Origin of the sequence: Mycobacterium sp. EPa45, from assembly GCF_001021385.1 — a bacterium.
Classification (GTDB): Bacteria; Actinomycetota; Actinomycetes; order Mycobacteriales; family Mycobacteriaceae; genus Mycobacterium.
Map to the genome: position 1 here is coordinate 3,812,501 of NZ_CP011773.1, position 17,314 is coordinate 3,829,814.

Annotated in this window: 16 protein-coding genes; 2 read left to right on the forward strand and 14 right to left on the reverse strand. The window is 67.5% G+C overall.

Features of this window, described 5'->3' with window-relative positions; all coding sequences use genetic code 11:
- Window positions 1-2 precede the first annotated feature (2 nt).
- The 10 genes from pyk to AB431_RS18315 all read right to left on the reverse strand — a co-directional run bounded on the left by pyk (window position 3) and on the right by AB431_RS18315 (window position 12,492).
- Window positions 3-1,421, reverse strand: a complete 1,419-nt coding sequence (gene pyk, locus AB431_RS18270) for a pyruvate kinase (RefSeq protein WP_047331130.1) — start codon at window positions 1,419-1,421, stop codon at window positions 3-5.
- A gap of 68 nt (window positions 1,422-1,489) precedes the next feature.
- The gene (locus AB431_RS18275; protein WP_047331131.1) at window positions 1,490-2,989 is read right to left on the reverse strand and encodes a glutamate synthase subunit beta; all 1,500 of its coding nucleotides are present in this window, start codon (window positions 2,987-2,989) and stop codon (window positions 1,490-1,492) included.
- Window positions 2,982-7,526, reverse strand: coding sequence for a glutamate synthase large subunit (gltB, locus tag AB431_RS18280; protein ID WP_047331132.1), 4,545 nt, complete (start codon window positions 7,524-7,526; stop codon window positions 2,982-2,984). Before gltB ends, AB431_RS18275 begins: the two co-directional genes overlap by 8 nt.
- 151 nt (window positions 7,527-7,677) lie before the next feature.
- Window positions 7,678-8,085 carry a DUF2752 domain-containing protein gene (locus AB431_RS18285; protein ID WP_047331133.1) on the reverse strand — a complete coding sequence of 136 codons (408 nt, stop codon included), beginning with the start codon at window positions 8,083-8,085 and terminating at the stop codon, window positions 7,678-7,680.
- On the reverse strand, window positions 8,078-8,473 hold the full coding sequence (locus tag AB431_RS18290; protein ID WP_047331134.1) for an NINE protein: 396 nt from the start codon (window positions 8,471-8,473) through the stop codon (window positions 8,078-8,080). Before AB431_RS18290 ends, AB431_RS18285 begins: the two co-directional genes overlap by 8 nt.
- A gap of 531 nt (window positions 8,474-9,004) precedes the next feature.
- A complete protein-coding gene (locus AB431_RS30480) occupies window positions 9,005-9,331 on the reverse strand; it encodes a hypothetical protein (RefSeq protein ID WP_144418301.1) in 327 nt (108 codons plus the stop codon).
- A gap of 45 nt (window positions 9,332-9,376) precedes the next feature.
- Window positions 9,377-10,744: an FAD-containing oxidoreductase gene (locus AB431_RS18300; protein ID WP_144418302.1), complete on the reverse strand. Its 1,368-nt coding sequence runs from the start codon at window positions 10,742-10,744 to the stop codon at window positions 9,377-9,379.
- A 35-nt stretch (window positions 10,745-10,779) separates the two neighbouring features.
- Window positions 10,780-11,280, reverse strand: a complete 501-nt coding sequence (locus tag AB431_RS18305; protein ID WP_047331136.1) for a DUF4126 family protein — start codon at window positions 11,278-11,280, stop codon at window positions 10,780-10,782.
- A gap of 66 nt (window positions 11,281-11,346) precedes the next feature.
- A complete protein-coding gene (gene hisG / locus AB431_RS18310) occupies window positions 11,347-12,201 on the reverse strand; it encodes an ATP phosphoribosyltransferase (protein ID WP_047333551.1) in 855 nt (284 codons plus the stop codon).
- 9 nt (window positions 12,202-12,210) lie between these two features.
- Complete coding sequence (locus AB431_RS18315) at window positions 12,211-12,492, reverse strand: phosphoribosyl-ATP diphosphatase (protein ID WP_047331137.1); 282 nt, start codon at window positions 12,490-12,492, stop codon at window positions 12,211-12,213.
- 54 nt (window positions 12,493-12,546) lie between these two features.
- Between AB431_RS18315 and AB431_RS18320 the strand changes: the two genes are divergently transcribed.
- Window positions 12,547-13,134: a hypothetical protein gene (locus tag AB431_RS18320; RefSeq protein WP_047331138.1), complete on the forward strand. Its 588-nt coding sequence runs from the start codon at window positions 12,547-12,549 to the stop codon at window positions 13,132-13,134.
- Here AB431_RS18320 and AB431_RS18325 read toward each other — a convergent pair.
- Window positions 13,131-13,781: a hypothetical protein gene (locus AB431_RS18325; RefSeq protein WP_047331139.1), complete on the reverse strand. Its 651-nt coding sequence runs from the start codon at window positions 13,779-13,781 to the stop codon at window positions 13,131-13,133. The genes AB431_RS18320 and AB431_RS18325 overlap by 4 nt on opposite strands.
- Before the next feature lie 10 nt (window positions 13,782-13,791).
- Window positions 13,792-15,063: a hypothetical protein gene (locus AB431_RS18330; RefSeq protein WP_047331140.1), complete on the reverse strand. Its 1,272-nt coding sequence runs from the start codon at window positions 15,061-15,063 to the stop codon at window positions 13,792-13,794.
- 95 nt (window positions 15,064-15,158) lie between these two features.
- Here AB431_RS18330 and AB431_RS18335 point away from each other — a divergent pair, with 95 nt between their 5' ends.
- Window positions 15,159-16,259 carry a BTAD domain-containing putative transcriptional regulator gene (locus AB431_RS18335; protein ID WP_047331141.1) on the forward strand — a complete coding sequence of 367 codons (1,101 nt, stop codon included), beginning with the start codon at window positions 15,159-15,161 and terminating at the stop codon, window positions 16,257-16,259.
- 10 nt (window positions 16,260-16,269) lie between these two features.
- Here AB431_RS18335 and AB431_RS18340 read toward each other — a convergent pair whose 3' ends face one another.
- Together AB431_RS18340 and AB431_RS18345 are read right to left on the reverse strand one after the other, a co-directional pair.
- Window positions 16,270-16,752, reverse strand: a complete 483-nt coding sequence (locus AB431_RS18340; protein WP_144418303.1) for a hypothetical protein — start codon at window positions 16,750-16,752, stop codon at window positions 16,270-16,272.
- A 12-nt stretch (window positions 16,753-16,764) separates the two neighbouring features.
- A complete protein-coding gene (locus AB431_RS18345; RefSeq protein ID WP_047331143.1) occupies window positions 16,765-17,232 on the reverse strand; it encodes a hypothetical protein in 468 nt (155 codons plus the stop codon).
- Window positions 17,233-17,314: the final 82 nt, after the last annotated feature.

Sequence of the window (17,314 nt, forward strand, 5' to 3'; positions counted from 1 at the left end):
CCTTAGTGGTCGTCCTCACCGATCCGGTGGACGTGAATCAGATTCGTCGAGCCTACTGTGCCCGGCGGTGCACCTGCGACGATGACCACCAGGTCACCACGCTTGTAGCGGCCCAGTTCGAGCATCGAGCGGTCGACCTCGCGGATCATGTCGTCGGTCGTGTCCATGTGACCGACGATGAACGTCTCGGTTCCCCAGGTCAGCGCCAGCTGGCTGCGCACCTCGGGCAGGGCGGTGAACGCGAGCAGCGGCAGCGGGGTGTGCAGCCTGGCCAGGCGCCGCACGGTGTCGCCGGACTGCGTGAATGCAACGAGCGCCTTGGCGTCCAGCCGCTCGCCGATGTCGCGGGCGGCATACGAAATGACGCCGCGCTTGGTGCGCGGGACGTGGGTCAGCGGCGGTGCGGCTGTCGAATTCTCCTCGACCGCACCGATGATCCGAGCCATCGTCCGCACCGCCTCCAGCGGGTACTTGCCCACCGAGGTCTCCCCCGACAGCATGACCGCGTCCGCACCGTCGAGCACGGCGTTGGCGACGTCAGAGGCCTCCGCGCGGGTGGGCCGGGAATTCTCGATCATCGACTCGAGCATCTGGGTCGCGACGATCACCGGCTTGGCGTTCTCGCGGGCCATCTGGATGGCCCGCTTCTGCACCAGCGGCACCTCCTCCAGCGGCAGCTCGACGCCGAGGTCGCCGCGGGCCACCATCACGGCGTCGAAGGCCAGCACGATCGCCTCGAGATTGTCGATCGCCTCGGGCTTTTCCAGCTTCGCGATCACCGGAACACGACGACCGACCCGGTCCATCACCTCGTGCACCAGCTCGACGTCGGCCGGTGAGCGGACGAACGACAACGCCACCAGATCCACGCCGAGGCGCAGCGCGAATTCGAGGTCCTCGATGTCCTTCTCCGACAGCGCCGGCACCGACACGTTCATGCCGGGCAGCGACAGGCCCTTGTTGTTGCTGACCGGACCACCCTCGGTGACGGTGCACACCACGTCGTCGCCGTCGATGTGCTCGACGACCAGCGCCACCTTGCCATCGTCAACCAGCAGGCGGTCACCCGGCTGGGCATCCCGGGCCAGGTTCTTGTACGTGGTCGACACCCGGTCGTGAGTGCCCGCCCATTCCTCGACGGTGATCCGCACCGTCTCGCCGTTGGCCCAATACGTCGGACCGTCCGCGAAGCGGCCCAGCCGGATCTTGGGTCCCTGCAGGTCGGCGAGAATGCCGACAGCACGCCCAGTCACATCGGAGGCCTGGCGAACCCGCTTGTAGGCCGCCTCGTGATCGACATAGTCGCCGTGGCTGAAGTTCAGGCGGGCTACATCCATGCCGGCATCGACCAGAGCTCTCACCGACTCATCGGTGCTGGTGGCCGGGCCGAGGGTACAGACAATCTTCCCGCGTCTACTCACGACGACCCAGCATAGTCCCGGTTCACGGGCATCTCGACCGATCCAGATGAGGGCAGCACGCTATTCACTCAGCCGACCGCCAACGGCAATTGGTGGGGCCGTACCGGCTCCGGGAGATCGGACTCGCCCATGAGATACGCATCGACCGCGTGTGCGGTCGCGCGACCCTCCGCGATCGCCCACACCACCAGCGACGCGCCCCGGTGGGCGTCACCGCAAACAAACACACCGGGTGCCTCGGTCTGCCAATCCGATCCGCAGCTGATGACCCCCCGCGGGCTCAACGCGATACCGAGGTCGTCGAGGAGTGGCATGTGCTCGACACCTTCGAAACCGATGGCCAGCAGCGCCAGATCGCACGGGATCTCCATCACCTCACCGACCGGTGTGATGACCCGCCGGCCGTCGACCCGTTCGACCTTCACTTCGGCGATCTCCATGGCGCGCACGTTGCCGTCCTCGTCACCGACGAAGCGCTGTACGGCGACCTGATAGTGGACGGTGCCGCCCTCGGCGTGCGCGGGCGAGGTGCGCAGCACCAGAGGCCACGTCGGCCATGGGGACAGCTCGTCATCGCGGACATCCGGCGGTTGGGGGTTGTAGTCCAGCTGGGTCACCGATGCTGCGCCCTGGCGGTGTGCGGTGCCCAGGCAGTCGGCACCGGTGTCGCCGCCGCCGATGATCACCACGTGCTTGCCCGCCGCGGACAGCGGCGACGGCCCGTCGCCCTCGCACTCCCGATTGGCCGGGACCAGATGCTCCATCGCCAGGTGGACCCCGCCGAGGTGGCGGCCCTCCACGTCGTTGTCACGCCCGCGCAACGCCCCGACCGCCAGGACGACGGCGTCGAACCGGTCACGCAATTCGTCGACCGAGACATCCACGCCCACTTCGCATTCGGTGACGAAGCGGGTCCCCTCGGCGCGCATCTGAGCCAGCCGCTGGTTCAGCGTGGCCTTCTCCAGCTTGTACTCCGGGATGCCGTAGCGCAGCAAGCCGCCCAGTCGGTCGTCGCGCTCGTAGACGGTGACGTGGTGCCCGGCCCGGGTCAGCTGCTGGGCGGCGGCCAGCCCCGCCGGCCCGGAGCCGACCACGGCGACGTTGCGGCCGGTGCCGATCGCGGCCGGCTGCGCCTCGACGATGCCGAGCCGCCAGGCCTGGTCGGCGATGGTGTTCTCGATGCGTTTGATCGTCACACTGCCGCCGGTCTGGTCGTCGGCGATGGACAGCACGCAGGCCGCCTCGCAGGGCGCCGGGCACAGCCGGCCGGTGAACTCCGGGAAGTTGTTGGTCGCGTGCAAGCGTTCACTGGCGGCATCCCAGCGGCCGCGGCGGACCAGGTCGTTCCATTCGGGGATCAGGTTGCCCAGCGGGCAGCCTGCAGTTCCGGAGTGGCAGAACGGGATTCCGCAGTCCATGCAACGACGTGCCTGTTGGGCAACTTCCCCGGCACGTTCCCCCGGGTCCTGTTGCTCGTACACCTCGCGCCAGTCGCCGACCCGTTCATCGACGGTCCGCTTGGCGGCCTCGATCCTGGGGACCTTCAGAAATCCGGTGGGATCAGCCACGGGTTGCCTCCATGATCGCGGTGTCGACGTCACGCCCTTCGGCCTTGGCCATCCGGGTGGCCTCGAGCACCTTGCGGTAGTCGGTGGGCATGATCTTGGTGAATTGCGCACTGCGCCTTGGCCAATCGGAGAGCACCGAACGGGCGAGCGTGCTGCCGGTGTGACGGGCGTGGCGGACCACCGCATCGTGCAGCCAGGCCAAATCGTCGGGATCCGGGTTCTGCAGCTCGACCATCGCGGTGTTGACCATGGCCGGGTCGAGGCCCAGCACATAGGCGATGCCCCCGGACATTCCGGCCGCCAGGTTGCGTCCGGTGCGGCCGAGGACGACGACGCGCCCGCCGGTCATGTACTCACAGGCGTGATCGCCGACGCCTTCGGTCACCGCGAGCGCACCGGAGTTGCGGGCGGCGAACCGCTCCCCGACCCGGCCGTTCAGATACACCTCCCCCGCCGTCGCCCCGTACAGCAGCGTGTTGCCGGCGATCACGTTGTCCTCGGGCAGGAACAGCACGTCGTCGGGCGGACGGACGATCACGCGGCCGCCGGAAAGACCTTTGGCCACATAATCATTCGCGTCGCCGATCAGGTCGAGGGTGATACCGGGCGGTAGGAACGCCCCGATCGACTGGCCGGCCGAGCCGGTGAGCGTGATGTGGATGGTGTCATCCGGCAGGCCCTGAGCGCCGTAGCGGCGGGTGACCTCCGAGCCCAGCAGGGTGCCGACGGTGCGGTTGACGTTGCGCACCGGCAGTTCCAGGCGCACCGGGTGGGCGTCTTCCAGCGCCCCCTCGGCAAGAGCGATCAGGGTCTGGTCGAGGGCATGCTCGAGGCCGTGCTCCTGGTCGCGCATGCGGCGGCGGTGGTCGTACGCCGTCTCCGGCACCGCGAAGATCGGGCTCAGGTCCAGACCCTTGGCCTTCCAGTGCGCCACCCCGTCGGCGGTGTCGAGCACCTCGGCATGGCCGACGGCCTCGTCGATGCTGCGGAAGCCCAGTTCGGCCAGCATTGCCCGAACGTCCTCGGCGATGAACCGGAAGAAGTTCTCGACGAACTCCGGCTTGCCGTTGAAACGTGCTCGCAGTTCCGGGTTTTGGGTGGCCACTCCGACCGGGCAGGTGTCGAGGTGGCAGACCCGCATCATGATGCAGCCGGCCACCACCAGCGGTGCGGTGGAGAAGCCGAACTCCTCGGCGCCCAGCAGCGCGGCGACCATGACGTCGCGAGCGGTGCGCAGGCCACCGTCACATTGCACGGTGATGCGGTCGCGAAGCCCGTTGAGCATCAGGGTCTGCTGGGTGTCGGCCAGGCCGATCTCCCACGGCGCCCCGGCATGTTTGAGGCTGGTCAGCGGCGCCGCACCCGTGCCGCCGTCGTATCCGGAGATCAACACCACGTCGGCGTGCGCCTTCGACACCCCGGCCGCCACGGTGCCGACCCCGACGGAGCTCACCAGCTTGACGTGAATCCGGGCCTGCGAGTTGGCGTTCTTGAGGTCGTGGATCAGCTGCGCCAGGTCTTCGATGGAGTAGATGTCGTGGTGCGGCGGCGGCGAGATCAGGCCGACGCCCGGCGTGGAGTGCCGCGTCTTGGCGATGTTGGGATACACCTTGAAACCGGGCAGCTGCCCACCCTCGCCGGGCTTGGCACCCTGGGCCATCTTGATCTGGATGTCTGTGGCGTTGACCAAATAGTCACTGGTGACCCCGAATCGGCCGGAGGCCACCTGTTTGACGGCACTGCGACGGCGCGGGTCGTACAGCCGGTCGGTGTCTTCACCGCCCTCCCCACTGTTCGACCGCCCACCGAGGTTGTTCATGGCGATCGCCATGGTTTCGTGGGCTTCCTGGGAGATCGAGCCGTAACTCATCGCGCCGGTGTTGAATCGGGCGCAGATCGCGTCGACGGACTCCACCTCGTGTAGCGGGACCGGCGGCCGCAGCCCCTTCTTGAAATCGAACAGACCACGCAGCGTTCCGCCCTCGCGGGAGAGCCGGTTGACTTCCTCGGAGTACTTGGCGAATATGTCGTTCCGCCCGGTGCGGGTCGAATGCTGCAGCAGGAAAACGGTTTCCGGCGTGAACAGGTGCAGTTCGCCCTCCCGGCGGAACTGGTACTCGCCGCCGACCTCGAGCCTGCGGTGCACCCGCTCGGTCGGGTTCTCGGGGTAGGCGCGGCGGTGCCGCTGTTTGACCTCGTCCGCCAGCACGTCGAGCCCGACACCGCCGAGCTGGCTGACGGTTCCGGTCAGATACTCGTCGACCACGTCTTTCGACAGCCCGATGGCCTCGAAAGCCTGTGCCGCCGTGTAGGACCCGACGGTGGAGATGCCCATCTTGCTCATCACCTTCATCACGCCCTTGCTGAGCGCCTTGAGGTAGTTGCGGACCGCGGTGCCGGCATCGATCCCGGTGAGCTCGCCTTCGCGGATGAGGTCCTCGATCGACTCGAAGGCCAGATACGGGTTGACGGCGGCCGCCCCGTAACCGATCAGCAGCGCGATGTGGTGGACCTCGCGGGCGTCACCGCTTTCCACGACCAGCGCGACCATGGTCCGCTGCTTGGTGCGCACGAGATGATGGTGCACCGCGGCGACGGCCAGCAGTGAGGGGATCGGCGCCCGCGTGTGGTCGGAGTCGCGGTCGGAGAGCACCAGGGTGCGCGCGCCTCTGGCGATCGCCTCACACGCCTTGTGCCGCAGCTCCTCGATGGCCTCGGCCAGGCCTTCACCCCCGCGCTCCACATCGTAGAGCGCCCGCAGGACAGCGGCTTTGAGGCCGGGCTGTTCGCCGTCGTCGTTGATGTGTACGATCCGGTTCAGCTCGTCGTTGTCCAGAACCGGTGAGTGCAAGAGGATTTGGCGGCAGGAGGCCGCGGTCGGCTCGAGCAGGTTCTGCTCGGGACCCATGACGCGGGCCATCGAGGTGACGATCTCCTCGCGGATGGCGTCCAGCGGTGGGTTGGTCACCTGAGCGAACAGTTCGACGAAGTAGTCGTAGATCAGCTTGGGCCGCTGCGAGAGAACCGCCACCGGGGTGTCGGTGCCCATGGAGCCGAGCGGCTCCTGGCCGGCGGCCGCCATCGGGGTGAGCATGATCCGCAGATCTTCTTCGGTGTAGCCGAAGGCGATCTGGCGGCGCACCACCGATTCGTGGTTGGGTGCAACCCGCGTCCGGGCGGGCAGGGTCGCCAGGTCGAGCAGGCCGGCATGCAGCCATTCGGCGTACGGCTGGTCGACAGCCAGCTGAGCCTTGATCTCGTCGTCGCTCACGATGCGCCCGGCGGCGGTATCGATCAAGAACATCTTGCCCGGCTCCAAGCGGCCCTTGGCCACCACTTCGCCCGGTGGGATGTCCAGCACGCCGCTCTCGCTGGCGAGGATCACCCGGTCATCGATCGTTCGCCACCACCGCCCTGGACGTAACCCATTGCGGTCCAACACCGCTCCCACCACGGTGCCGTCGGTGAACGTCACGCAGGCCGGGCCGTCCCACGGCTCCATCAGCGATGCGTGGTACTGGCAGAACGCCCGGCGGGCCGGGTCCATGTTCGTGTTGTTCTCCCACGCCTCGGGGATCATCATCATCACCGCGTGCGGAAGGCTTCGGCTGCCGAGGTGCAGCAGTTCGAGCACCTGGTCGAAGGATGCCGAGTCCGAGGCGTCGGGTGTGCAGATCGGCGAAAGCCGGCTCAGGTCACCGGGAATCGTGTCGCTGGCGAGCATGGCTTCGCGGGCGTGCATGCGGTTACGGTTGCCGCGCACGGTGTTGATCTCACCGTTGTGGGCCACGAAGCGGAACGGGTGCGCCAGCGGCCAGGACGGAAACGTGTTGGTGGAGAAGCGACTGTGCACGATCGCGATCGCGCTGCGGCAGCGTTCGTCGCGCAGATCGGGAAAATACAGGGGCAGCTGCATCGTGGTGAGCATGCCCTTGTATGCGATGGTGCGACTGGACAGCGACGGGAAGTAGACACTGCCCTGCTCAGCCCGCTTGCGCAGCGGGTAAACCAGGCGGTCGAGGTCGATTCCGCCCGGGCGGGCGCCGTTTCGCTCCGGCGCGGCGACGAACAGCATCGACATGTGCGGCATACAGCCCAGTGCGGTCGCGCCGACTTCGGCGCCCGCGGGATCGACGGGTACGCTGCGCCAGCCGAGGACTTCCAGGCCTTCCTCCGAGGCGATGGCCTCGATCCGCTCGACAGCGACCCGCCGATCGCCCGGATCCTGCGGCAGGAAGCAGATACCGGCGGCAAAGGTGTTGCAGCCGTCGATCGTTGGTGCGGGCAGGTCGAACTCCACGACGTCGGTGAGCAACTCGACCGGCAACTGCAACAGGATCCCGGCGCCGTCCCCGCTGTTCGGCTCGGCTCCGGCGGCGCCGCGGTGTTCGAGGTGCTCCAGAGCGGTCAGTCCGTCGGCGACGATCCGGTGCGACCGTCGGCCCTTGATGTCGGCCACCATCGCCACACCGCACGAGTCGGACTCGTGTTGTGGGTCGTAGAGACCCTGCGCTTCGGGAAGTGCTGAGAACAGCATTCCACGCTCCTCCGCGGTCGGTCATGCGGCGGGAAGGTGGTGTGCGCGTTGCGCGGAATGAATGGCCTTGCCGCAGTCTGACGTGTGATGTCTCAGGACTGCACCGGCCCGATGGTTCGAGCGCCAGTGTATCAGCGCGGTTAAGGTGCTACTACGCAATAAAAGTGGGCACCAGCGGAAACCCGGGGAGGTTGCGGATCACCGTCCAGGTGAGCGCCGCGGCCGCGATCACAAGGATCACCGGCAGCGGAAACGCCCGCTTCCCCCGCCGGATCCGCCAGATGGTCCAGATGGCCAGCAGGGGCAGGCCGATCAGCAGGAACACGTTGTCGACGACGGCGGCTCCGAGGTCACCGTGTAGCAGGTCGTGGGTCATCCGCAGACCGCCGCAGGCAGGGCAGTTCCAGCCGGTGAGCAGCCGGAACGGACACGGCGGGAACAGTGAGCCGGGCCGGTGCGGGTCGGCGATGCCGACGTAGGTGAGCGCACCGACCGCCAACGCGCCGGTACCTATCCCGGTGTAGAGCCGGGTTGTGCGACGGTGCTGGATGCTATCCATCGCGCAGGGGGCGTCCCTGCGGGTCGCGCACCTTGTCGGTGAGAATCAGGATTCCGTCCACGATGCCCCAGATGACCGCGCCGATCCCGCAGGTGACGAGCCCGACGAGCAGTTGGGCGATGCCCAGTCCGGTGTAGCCCAGGTAGATCCGGCCGATGCCGACCAGACCGAACAGCCCCAGCAATTGCAGTAGTCCGGCAACCACCTTGGACTTGTCCGACAGCGGTTCGCCGGTGACCGGGTGACGGCCGAACGGCGCCGAGGGGTCGACGTAGCCACCCGGGCCCGGATACTGCGGCGGCATCGGGTAACTCGGCGGGGGCTGGTAGTTGGGCGGCGGGGCGCCCTCGGTGCCTCCGAACTGCGGCTCAGTCATGCCCAACAGCATGCCAGAGCGGGGGCCAACCCAGAAGGGCCCGAATTTTTCGGATCCGTCAGTTAATCGCGTGACTTGCCAATATTCTCTCCGGTCATGAACCGATACCTCTCGATCGCACTCGGTGCGGTGACGGCCGGCGCCATGACCGTCGGACTGGGCGCCGGCACGGCCAACGCCACGTGCGCCTCGGCGTTCGGCTTCGGCAACACCTCGCAGTGCACCAGTAGCCCCACCACGATCGCGATCGCGATCGGCGCAGGCGCCGAGGCCCACGCCGAGGGCGGTCTCGGGACTGCTGTGGCGCTGGGCGATGGCAGCTTTGCGGGTGCCTATGGCTGGTTCAACTCGGCGACCTCGGTCGGCGCAGGCAGCAGTGCGAACGCAACCAGTCTGGGGGTGGCCCTGTCGGCCGGAACCAACGCCAGCACTCACGCCGGTGCGGCCCCGACAGAGGTGTTGAACCTCGCCGTTTCGATCGGAAGCTCCAACGCCGAAGCCCTGGGCGACGGTTCCGCCGCGGTGAATCTCTTCGGCACTGGCTCACAGGTGCTCAGTTTCGGCACCGGCAATGTCGCCTTCAACACCGGCGACCAGAGCTTTGTCCAAGCATTCGGCAGGTTCAGCAGCGCGACCAATCTGGGAACGTACCAGGCCTTCGTCACGACAACGGCACAGGGCACAGCGAATTCGGTCTTCAGCGTTCTGGGGTCCAACAACATGATTCAGGCCGGCGACGGTCCCCTGGCGGTCGCCGGTGCGTTGTTCACGAGCAACCAGTTCCTCATCAAATCCGGCCCCGGCATCAACATCAACGGAGTCATCAAGGCAGGCGGCGCCGCAGCCACTGCGCCGGCCGCTCGGTGCCAAACACACTGCGGCACATGGTCGCGGCGGCAGCAAGAGAACTCACGCCTAGGTCAGCGGTGTCATCTCCTGCAGCATGGTGGGCACCAGCTCGCTGACCGTCGGGTGGATGTGCATGGTGCGCGAGATCGCGGTGTAGGGCTTTTTGGCGGTCATGATGTCCAGGATCGAGTGAATGACCTCGTCGCCGCCGACACCGAGAATGGCGGCACCGAGGATCTCCTCGGTGTCGGCGTCGACCACGATCTGCATGAAGCCCTGGGTCTCACCCTTTTCCACCGCCCGGCCGACCCTCGTCATCGGCCGCTTGCCGACCAGCGCACGCCGGCCCGACTTACGCACCTGGTCGACGGTCATGCCGGCCCGGCCCAGCGGCGGGTCGATGTAGAGGGCGTAGGTCGGCACCCGGTCACTGACCCGGCGCGGATCGTCGTCGAGCAGGTTGGCCGCCACGATCTCGAAGTCGTTGTAAGAGGTGTGGGTGAAGGCGCCCTTGCCGTTACAGTCCCCCATCGCCCAGATGTGCTCGGCAGTGGTGCGCAATTGGTCGTCGACGACGATGTAGCCGCGGCTGTCCAGCTCGACGCCGGCCCGGTCCAGGCCGAGGTCGTCGGTGTTGGGTTGACGCCCCACCGCCACCAGCAGGTGTGTGCCGACGATGGGCTGCGCCCCGTCATTCGGGATCACTTTAAAACCGTTGTCGCGCTTGCTGAATCGTAGATCCGATGCTCCGGTGACGACGGTGATGCCCTCGGCTGTGAGGATCTGCTCGATCGCTGCGGAGACGTCGTCGTCCTCGCGCGGGGTGAGCCGCGGTCCGCGTTCGAGCACGGTGACATCGGCGCCGAACCGGCGATACATCTGGGCGAACTCCAGACCGATGTAGCTGCCACCGACGATCACCAGATGTTCAGGCACGATGTCGAGTTCGAGGATGCCGACATTGGTCAGATAGTCGATGTCGGACAGCCCCGGCAGGTCGGGCGCCACCGCCCGGCCACCGACGTTGAGGAAGATCCGGTCCGCCGTCAGGACGTCGTCGCCGACGCGGATGGAGTGGGGATCTTCGAACCGGGCGTGCCCGCGGATCAGGGTGCACCCCGGCATGCCCTCGATCCACGACTCGACGCCGCTGCGGTCGCCCTGCACGATTCCGTCCTTGCGCGCCTTGACCTTCGCCATGTCGACCGAGATGTCACCGGTGAGTACCCCGTAGTCGGCGCCGCGGCGTGCGGCATGGGCGGTGTGCGCGCTGGCCACCAGGGTCTTGGTCGGAATGCACCCGGAGTTGACGCACGTTCCGCCGACGAGTTTGCGTTCGATGACCGCGACGGTCTGGCCCGCGTCGGTCAGCCGCCCTGCCAACGGCGGACCGGCCTGCCCCGCACCGACGATGATGGCATCGAAGTGTGTCACTTCCCGGGTCGCTTCGCTCCTGTCCACCGGACGTGTCACGCCAGGCTGACCCCGGCGAGATACACGACGAGGAACCCGCCGATGATCGCGACCGCATCCTCGAGAAGAGCCGCGGGGCGGTCCTTGCCGAACTTCGCACCGAGCGCGCCCCGGACCTGCGCACCACCCATGGTTCCGAGAACCGCGCCGATCATGCCCCCACCGATGGCGCTGAAGATGTGACCGAACGGGGTGCCGATCACCGCACCGGCAAGCGCGCCAATCACAATGCGCGCACCGAACTGCGCGGGCACCTTACGGCTCGGAGTCTTCGGCAACTGGTCGGTGACGAGTTCGACGAGCGCGAGAAGGCTCAACACGACCACAGCGATGATGTTGCCGAGCCAGGACGACCAGTGCCCGTGCGGGGCGTCCGCGAGGTTGATCCAGCCGAGCATCGCTCCCCAGGCCAGGACCGCCAGCGGCGTCATCGCGCGCAGGCCTGCCACGATGCCGATGAGTAGTGCGAACAGCAGAGCGAGAAGCACGTAGTTCATGGCAGCCCTTCGACCGGAGGTGTCGTAGAGGACGCTAACACCGCTGACTGGCCACCGCGGAACGAATCAGAAGCGGCAGAACCTGATGTCGGAGGCCAGAATCGCCTTGGCCCCGATGGCCGCGAGCTCGTCCATGATCGCGTTGACGTCGCGACGCGGCACCAGGGCGCGTACCGCCACCCAGTCCGGGTCGGCAAGCGGCGCGATCGTGGGTGACTCAAGCCCCGGGGTGATCTCGGTGGCACGCTCGAGGACCGTACGCGGACAGTCGTAATCGAGCATCAGGTACTGCTGGCCGAACACCACACCTTGTACGCGAGCCGCCAGCTGCTCGCGCGCGGCCCGATTCTCGTCGTCACCGTTACCGGCCCGCTCGATCAGTACCGCTTCCGAATCACAGAGCGACTCACCGAAAGCCACCAGGTCGTGCAGCCGCAGCGTCCGGCCGGACCCCACGACATCGGCGATCGCATCAGCCACGCCCAGCTGGATCGAGATCTCGACGGCACCGTCCAACCGGATGACTGTCGCTTGAATTCCCTTGCCTGCCAAATCTTTTCGGACAAGATTCGGGTAAGCGGTGGCGATGCGCTTGCCCGCCAGGTCCGCGACCGTCCATTGCCGCCCGGCCGGCGCCGCGTAGCGGAAGCTGGACGAACCGAAGCCCAGGGCCAGCCGCTCGGTCACCGGCGCGTCGGATTCGGCGGCAAGATCGCGGCCGGTGATCCCGAAGTCGAGCTGCCCGGATCCCACGTAGATCGCGATGTCCTTGGGCCGCAGGAAAAAGAACTCGACACCGTTGACCGGATCGATGACGGTGAGGTCCTTCGGATCGGTGCGCCGGCGGTAGCCGGCCTCCGACAGGATCTCGGCGGCCGATTCGGACAGTGCTCCCTTGTTGGGGACGGCAACGCGCAACATGGCAGCCACCTAGAGCTTGGAGTAGATGTCATCGAGGGTCAGTCCGCGGGCGACCATCAGCACCTGTGCCCAGTACAGCAGCTGGCTGATCTCCTCGGCCAGCGCCTCGTCGGACTCGTGCTCGGCGGCCAACCACACTTCGCCGGCCTCCTCGAGGATCTTCTTGCCGAGGGCGTGCACACCGCCGTCGAGCGCAGCGACGGTGGCGCTGCCCGCGGGCCGGGTGCGGGCTCGCTCCCCCAGTTCGGCGAACAGTTCCTCGAAGGTCTTCACGGCCTGCGATTGTTCCATGCGGGCCGATGCGCCGTCACGGCGGTTTCCGGTCGGCGACTACGCTGGCATCCCGTGCGAGGATCCCGGCCACTGTTCGTCCTGGGTGCCGCCGTGCTGGCCCTGGCCGGCTGTTCCAACCCGATCGTCACCACCAAAGAGACCGGCGAGCAAACGGCGCCACCAGAAGCTGCCACGACCTCGGCTCGCCCCAGCAATGACAAACTGGTCAACGCGTTCGATTTCTACACCAGGACCGACGACACTCACTCGGGCTATTACTTCGCCAGCCCGAGCGGCAGCTGGCGCTGCGTGATCGTCCCCCGCACCTGGGTTGGCTGCCAGTCGAGCTCGGGGACCGGACGCATCGGCGTCGCGGGTGCGCCGGAGACGGTGACCGACGACAGCGGGCAAAGCGTCGCGCCCAACTCGATCGCGGTCAGCACGCAAGGCGATCCGCAGTTCACCTCGGTGCCTAGCGAGCAGTTCAAACCGTCGTCGGGGACGCCGAAGACGTTGCCGTTCAACAAGATTCTTGCCGCCGCGGGATTCCGCTGCAATATTGCACAGCAGACCGGCATCTCGTGCGTGAGCGAACAGACCGGCAAGGGCTTCACGTTCTCCAACACCGGAGCGAGCTGGCAGTACACCGACGTCCCTTAGGCCAGCAGTGCCGCGAGCGCGGTGCGGGGTATCGAGATCGAACGCCGTCCCGCGTGCAGGAAGTCTTGATCGATGAACACCACGACTGCCTCGTCGGTCAGCGCGAAGTTGCGGTAGCCGTGCACGCCGAAGTCATCCGGAGCCGGCAGGTCAGGCGCCGCGGCCTGCACGTCGGCCGGCGTCGTACCCGGCTTGAACAGCGTTGCGAACGTGATCGGAGCGCCGCGGCCCAGGTCGTAGTTGAACGCGGTGTACGACGTGGACGGCCTGCCCTCGTTTGCGGCGCCTGAATCGTTCTGGGCGGCGAAGACGACGCTCTGCGTGCCTGCCACGGGCGCGCCGGAGTGGTACGGCTTGCCGGTGATCGACAGTGCGTAGCCGGTCCCCCGCCCGGTGGGCGGGATCTTCGCCGCGTAGTCGGCCATCCGGTCGCGTTGCCCGGTCAGGTAGTCGGTGAGCGCCTGCTGATCGGGATAACCGGCCGGGAAGCTGGCTTCGAACCGAAAACCTGCGTCGGCGCGGTCGACATGGCAGACCGCAGCGGTGTCGACGGTGCCGCCGAGAGCGTCGCACGCAGACTGCGCGGCGGCGGCAGGCACCATTCCGAATCCGGCGACCAGCACTACCGCTGCTAGCGACTTGTTCATCACGGTCTCCTCACTCCGGGTAGATGATGGCGCGCTGGACGGAGCCGCCGTTGACCTTTGGCCCGAGCAGCGCCTTGGCGGTGTTGGCGGCCGGGTCGAATGCGACCAGGGACGTTCCTGGACCGCACCCGGCGTGGCCTTCGACGATCAGCTTGTCGCCCGCCGTGCCGACGATCGCCACGCTCGAGCTGTTCAAGCCCGGGATGGTCACCGGCGTGGTGTGCATATCGGACGTCAATCGGGAGACGAAGACGGTGCCGCAGGCGCCCAGCGACTGGATGTAGGTGCCTCCGGGCAACTGCCAGGCATCGGCGTCGTGCAGGTCGCGGTCGAACCCGGAATCCCTCTGACCGGTGTTGGGTGCGGTCAGTGCGGCCGGTTGGCCGCCGTCGGTGGGCACCGTCCAGAGCTGGTCGCCCTTCGACGCGATGTCGGTGCAATCGGCCAGCACCACCGAGGGGGTCCACCACCGAACCGGCCGGCATTTGGTGATCGTGTCCGGCACCGGCAGCGTCCGGCCCACTACCCCGTCCTCGCCAACCATCGCCATGCCCTTGTCGCCACCGGCCACCAGTTGGGTGCCGTCCGACGAGGACAGGAAGCTGCCGGTGAACCTGCCGGCGGCACCGAGATCGGTGGGATAGCGCACCTGCTCGGCACCGGTCAGGTCGACCCGCCGCAGCGCGGAATTCTCGGTGTAGCCGGGCGAGAGCAGAACCGATCGATCGGTCGGCCCGGCGTACTCCCCGGCGACGGCGGCGGGAACCTCAAAGGTGACGTGTACGCCCGTGGTCAGGTCGATATCGGTGATGGTGGTTCGCACCTCGGGCGCGCTGGGATCGGTGCAGTGCCAACCCTTCGCGTCATGCGTTTGCGGGCACCGGTCGACCTCCTGGAGCAGTGCGTGCCGGCCGTCGCGTGACCAGTCCGCCAGGCCGACGGGATACCCGGGGTTGTCGTTGGCGGGATCGGCCCCGACGACGGGGAGGCTGCCGACGTGGTAGCGCCGCCCATTCGGGTCGAGCAGGAACAGCGTGGACGGCGCGACGCGGGGCTCGCCGTCGGGCACCTGCTCGCCGGGCCGCCGGCCAGGGACCGGATTCCAGCTCGCGAGCATCCAGCCCGCGCCGACCCGATCCCACGGGACCTGGGCGGCGGACATTTCGACGCCCGGCTCGGCCGAGCCGGGTGCGGCCGTGCAGCCCAGCAGGCCGGTCGCGGCGGCGATCACCGCGGCGCCGGCCAGTACCCGGTGCCGGCGGGGTGTGATAGTTGCGGTCATGGCGGTTTCCGTTCTCCGGGCCGCTGGTGCGGCCAACCGGGACGAGTTTCGGGCGGAGCGCTTGGAGGATTCTCAAATCGCGCCACAATGTGCCCATGACGACGGCTCTGGGCTTCGATCTGCTGGGCCCGCTGCAGGTGACCGTCGGCGGCACACCGGTCGCGCCGGGCACTCCGAAGCAACGCGCGGTGCTGGCCGTGCTGCTGATCAACCGCAACCGCACGGTCAGCGCCGACGGACTCATCGACGCCGTCTGGGAGGAATCGCCGGCGGCCGCGGCCCGCGCGAGCCTGCACTCCTACGTGTCGAATCTGCGCCGGCTGTTGGGCGGCGGCCAGGGTGTGTTGGCGAATTCACCACCGGGATATCGGCTCAACGTCACCGAGGGTGCGTGCGATCTGGACCGGTTCCTCGCCGAGAAGTCCGCGGGACTGCAGGCCGCCGCGGCCGGGAACTTCGAGGAGGCCGGCTCACGGCTGTTCTCGGCACTGTCCCAGTGGCGCGGACCGGTACTCGACGATCTGCGGGACTTCACCTTCACCGAGGCGTTCGCCGCGGCGCTCACCGAAGACAAGGTACTGGCGCAGACAGCGCGTGCTGAGGCTGAGATCGCCTGTGGCCGAGCCGCTTCCGTGATCAGCGAGTTGGAGAAGCTGGTCGCTGAACACCCGTATCGAGAACCGCTGTGGGTACAGCTGATCACGGCGTACTACGTCGACGAACGTCAGTCGGACGCGCTCGCCGCCCATCGCCGGTTGAAGCGGCTACTGGCCGATGATCTGGGCATCGACCCGGGGCCGACGGTGAACGAGCTCAACGAGCGGATCCTGCGTCAGGACCGCCTCGATGTGGGCCAGGCCGCCAAAGCGACCGCGATCCACACGCTCACCACGTCGCGAGGAGACGAATCCGCCGTCGCCGCCCTTCGCGACGGTGCCGGGCACCGGCATGTGCTGCGCCGGGCCGCTACTCGGATCGGGCGTTTGCCCGACAACGACATCGTGCTCAACGACCCCGACGTCAGCCGGCACCACGCGGTGATCGTGGACACCGGCAGCAGCTTGGTGATCACCGATGTGCGTTCGGCGAACGGTGTGCACGTGCAGGGCCAGCGGCTGCGGCCCAGCGCGACGCTGGCCGACGGCGACCGGATCGTCATCTGCGGCCACGAGTTCACCGTCGAGATCGATCGATGAGAGCGGTCCGTCACTGCCCGATCCGACCGATCGCCAACCGGGCAAACCGCGCCAGCGTGTCGCAGGATTTGGCGTACCACCCGGTGGCCCGGTACAGCCGATCACCGCTCAGTTGAACGACCACGGTGCTCGACGGCGGCGTAGTGGTCGGCTCATAGATGCAGACCGCCTTGAGGCCCAGTCCACCGACTTCGGTCGCGCCGTCCGTGGTCGCCGCCTTGGCGAATTGCGTCATGGCGTCGACCTTGAAGGCGCCCGGTGACCGCAGATCGGATTCGACGCCGTCGCCCCCACCGTCGGTTCCCCGGTAGCCACAGGACAATTCGGGTGATGCAGGGTCATCGAGGATCGGTGTCGCGACCACGGGTTGGCGGAGAATGTCGGCCGCCTCGGCGGTGGTCACCCACTCGCACGGGCCGGCGGGCGACGCGGTCGCCGTCGGTGCCAGGATGAAACCCGCCGTCATGGCGAGCAGCACGAGGAATCGGACCATGGCGAGCACCGTTCAGTTCTTGCCCGGGTAGCACTGGCCAGCGGGCCACTGCCATACGTCGCGCACGGATTGCGGCACCGGGCACGGCTGCATCCCCGCCCGGATCGGGCCGTAGCCGACCGCGATCGGCAGCCACGTCGTGCCGGGTTGGGCGCCCTTGCGAAAGACCATGTAGCTGTTCTGGTCCTGCAGCTGGATCGCGGCCTCCTGGGTGGTCGGATTCCACAATTGCGCGGCCGCCCAGTAGTACGTGTTCACCGGGTTGGGGTCGTAGGCGTAGTAGGTGAAACCCGGCCGCAGCTCTCGGAACTCCGAGGCGGGCCGTCCGGTCAGCGCGGCACCGGCCTGGATCAGCTCGGTGCGAACAGCGTCGGTCATCGGCAGGTTCAGCACGGAATCGTCGGTGCACGCGTGCCCCGCAGGGCTGAAGGTCATGGCCGCCATGATCGAGCACATCGCGGCTGTGGTCTTGATGTTCATGCCGGTGAGCCTCCGGCGGATGCCTTGGAGGATTCTCAAAGGATCTCCGGCAGCCGTTGACAGCCGGACAACCGGTGCCCGA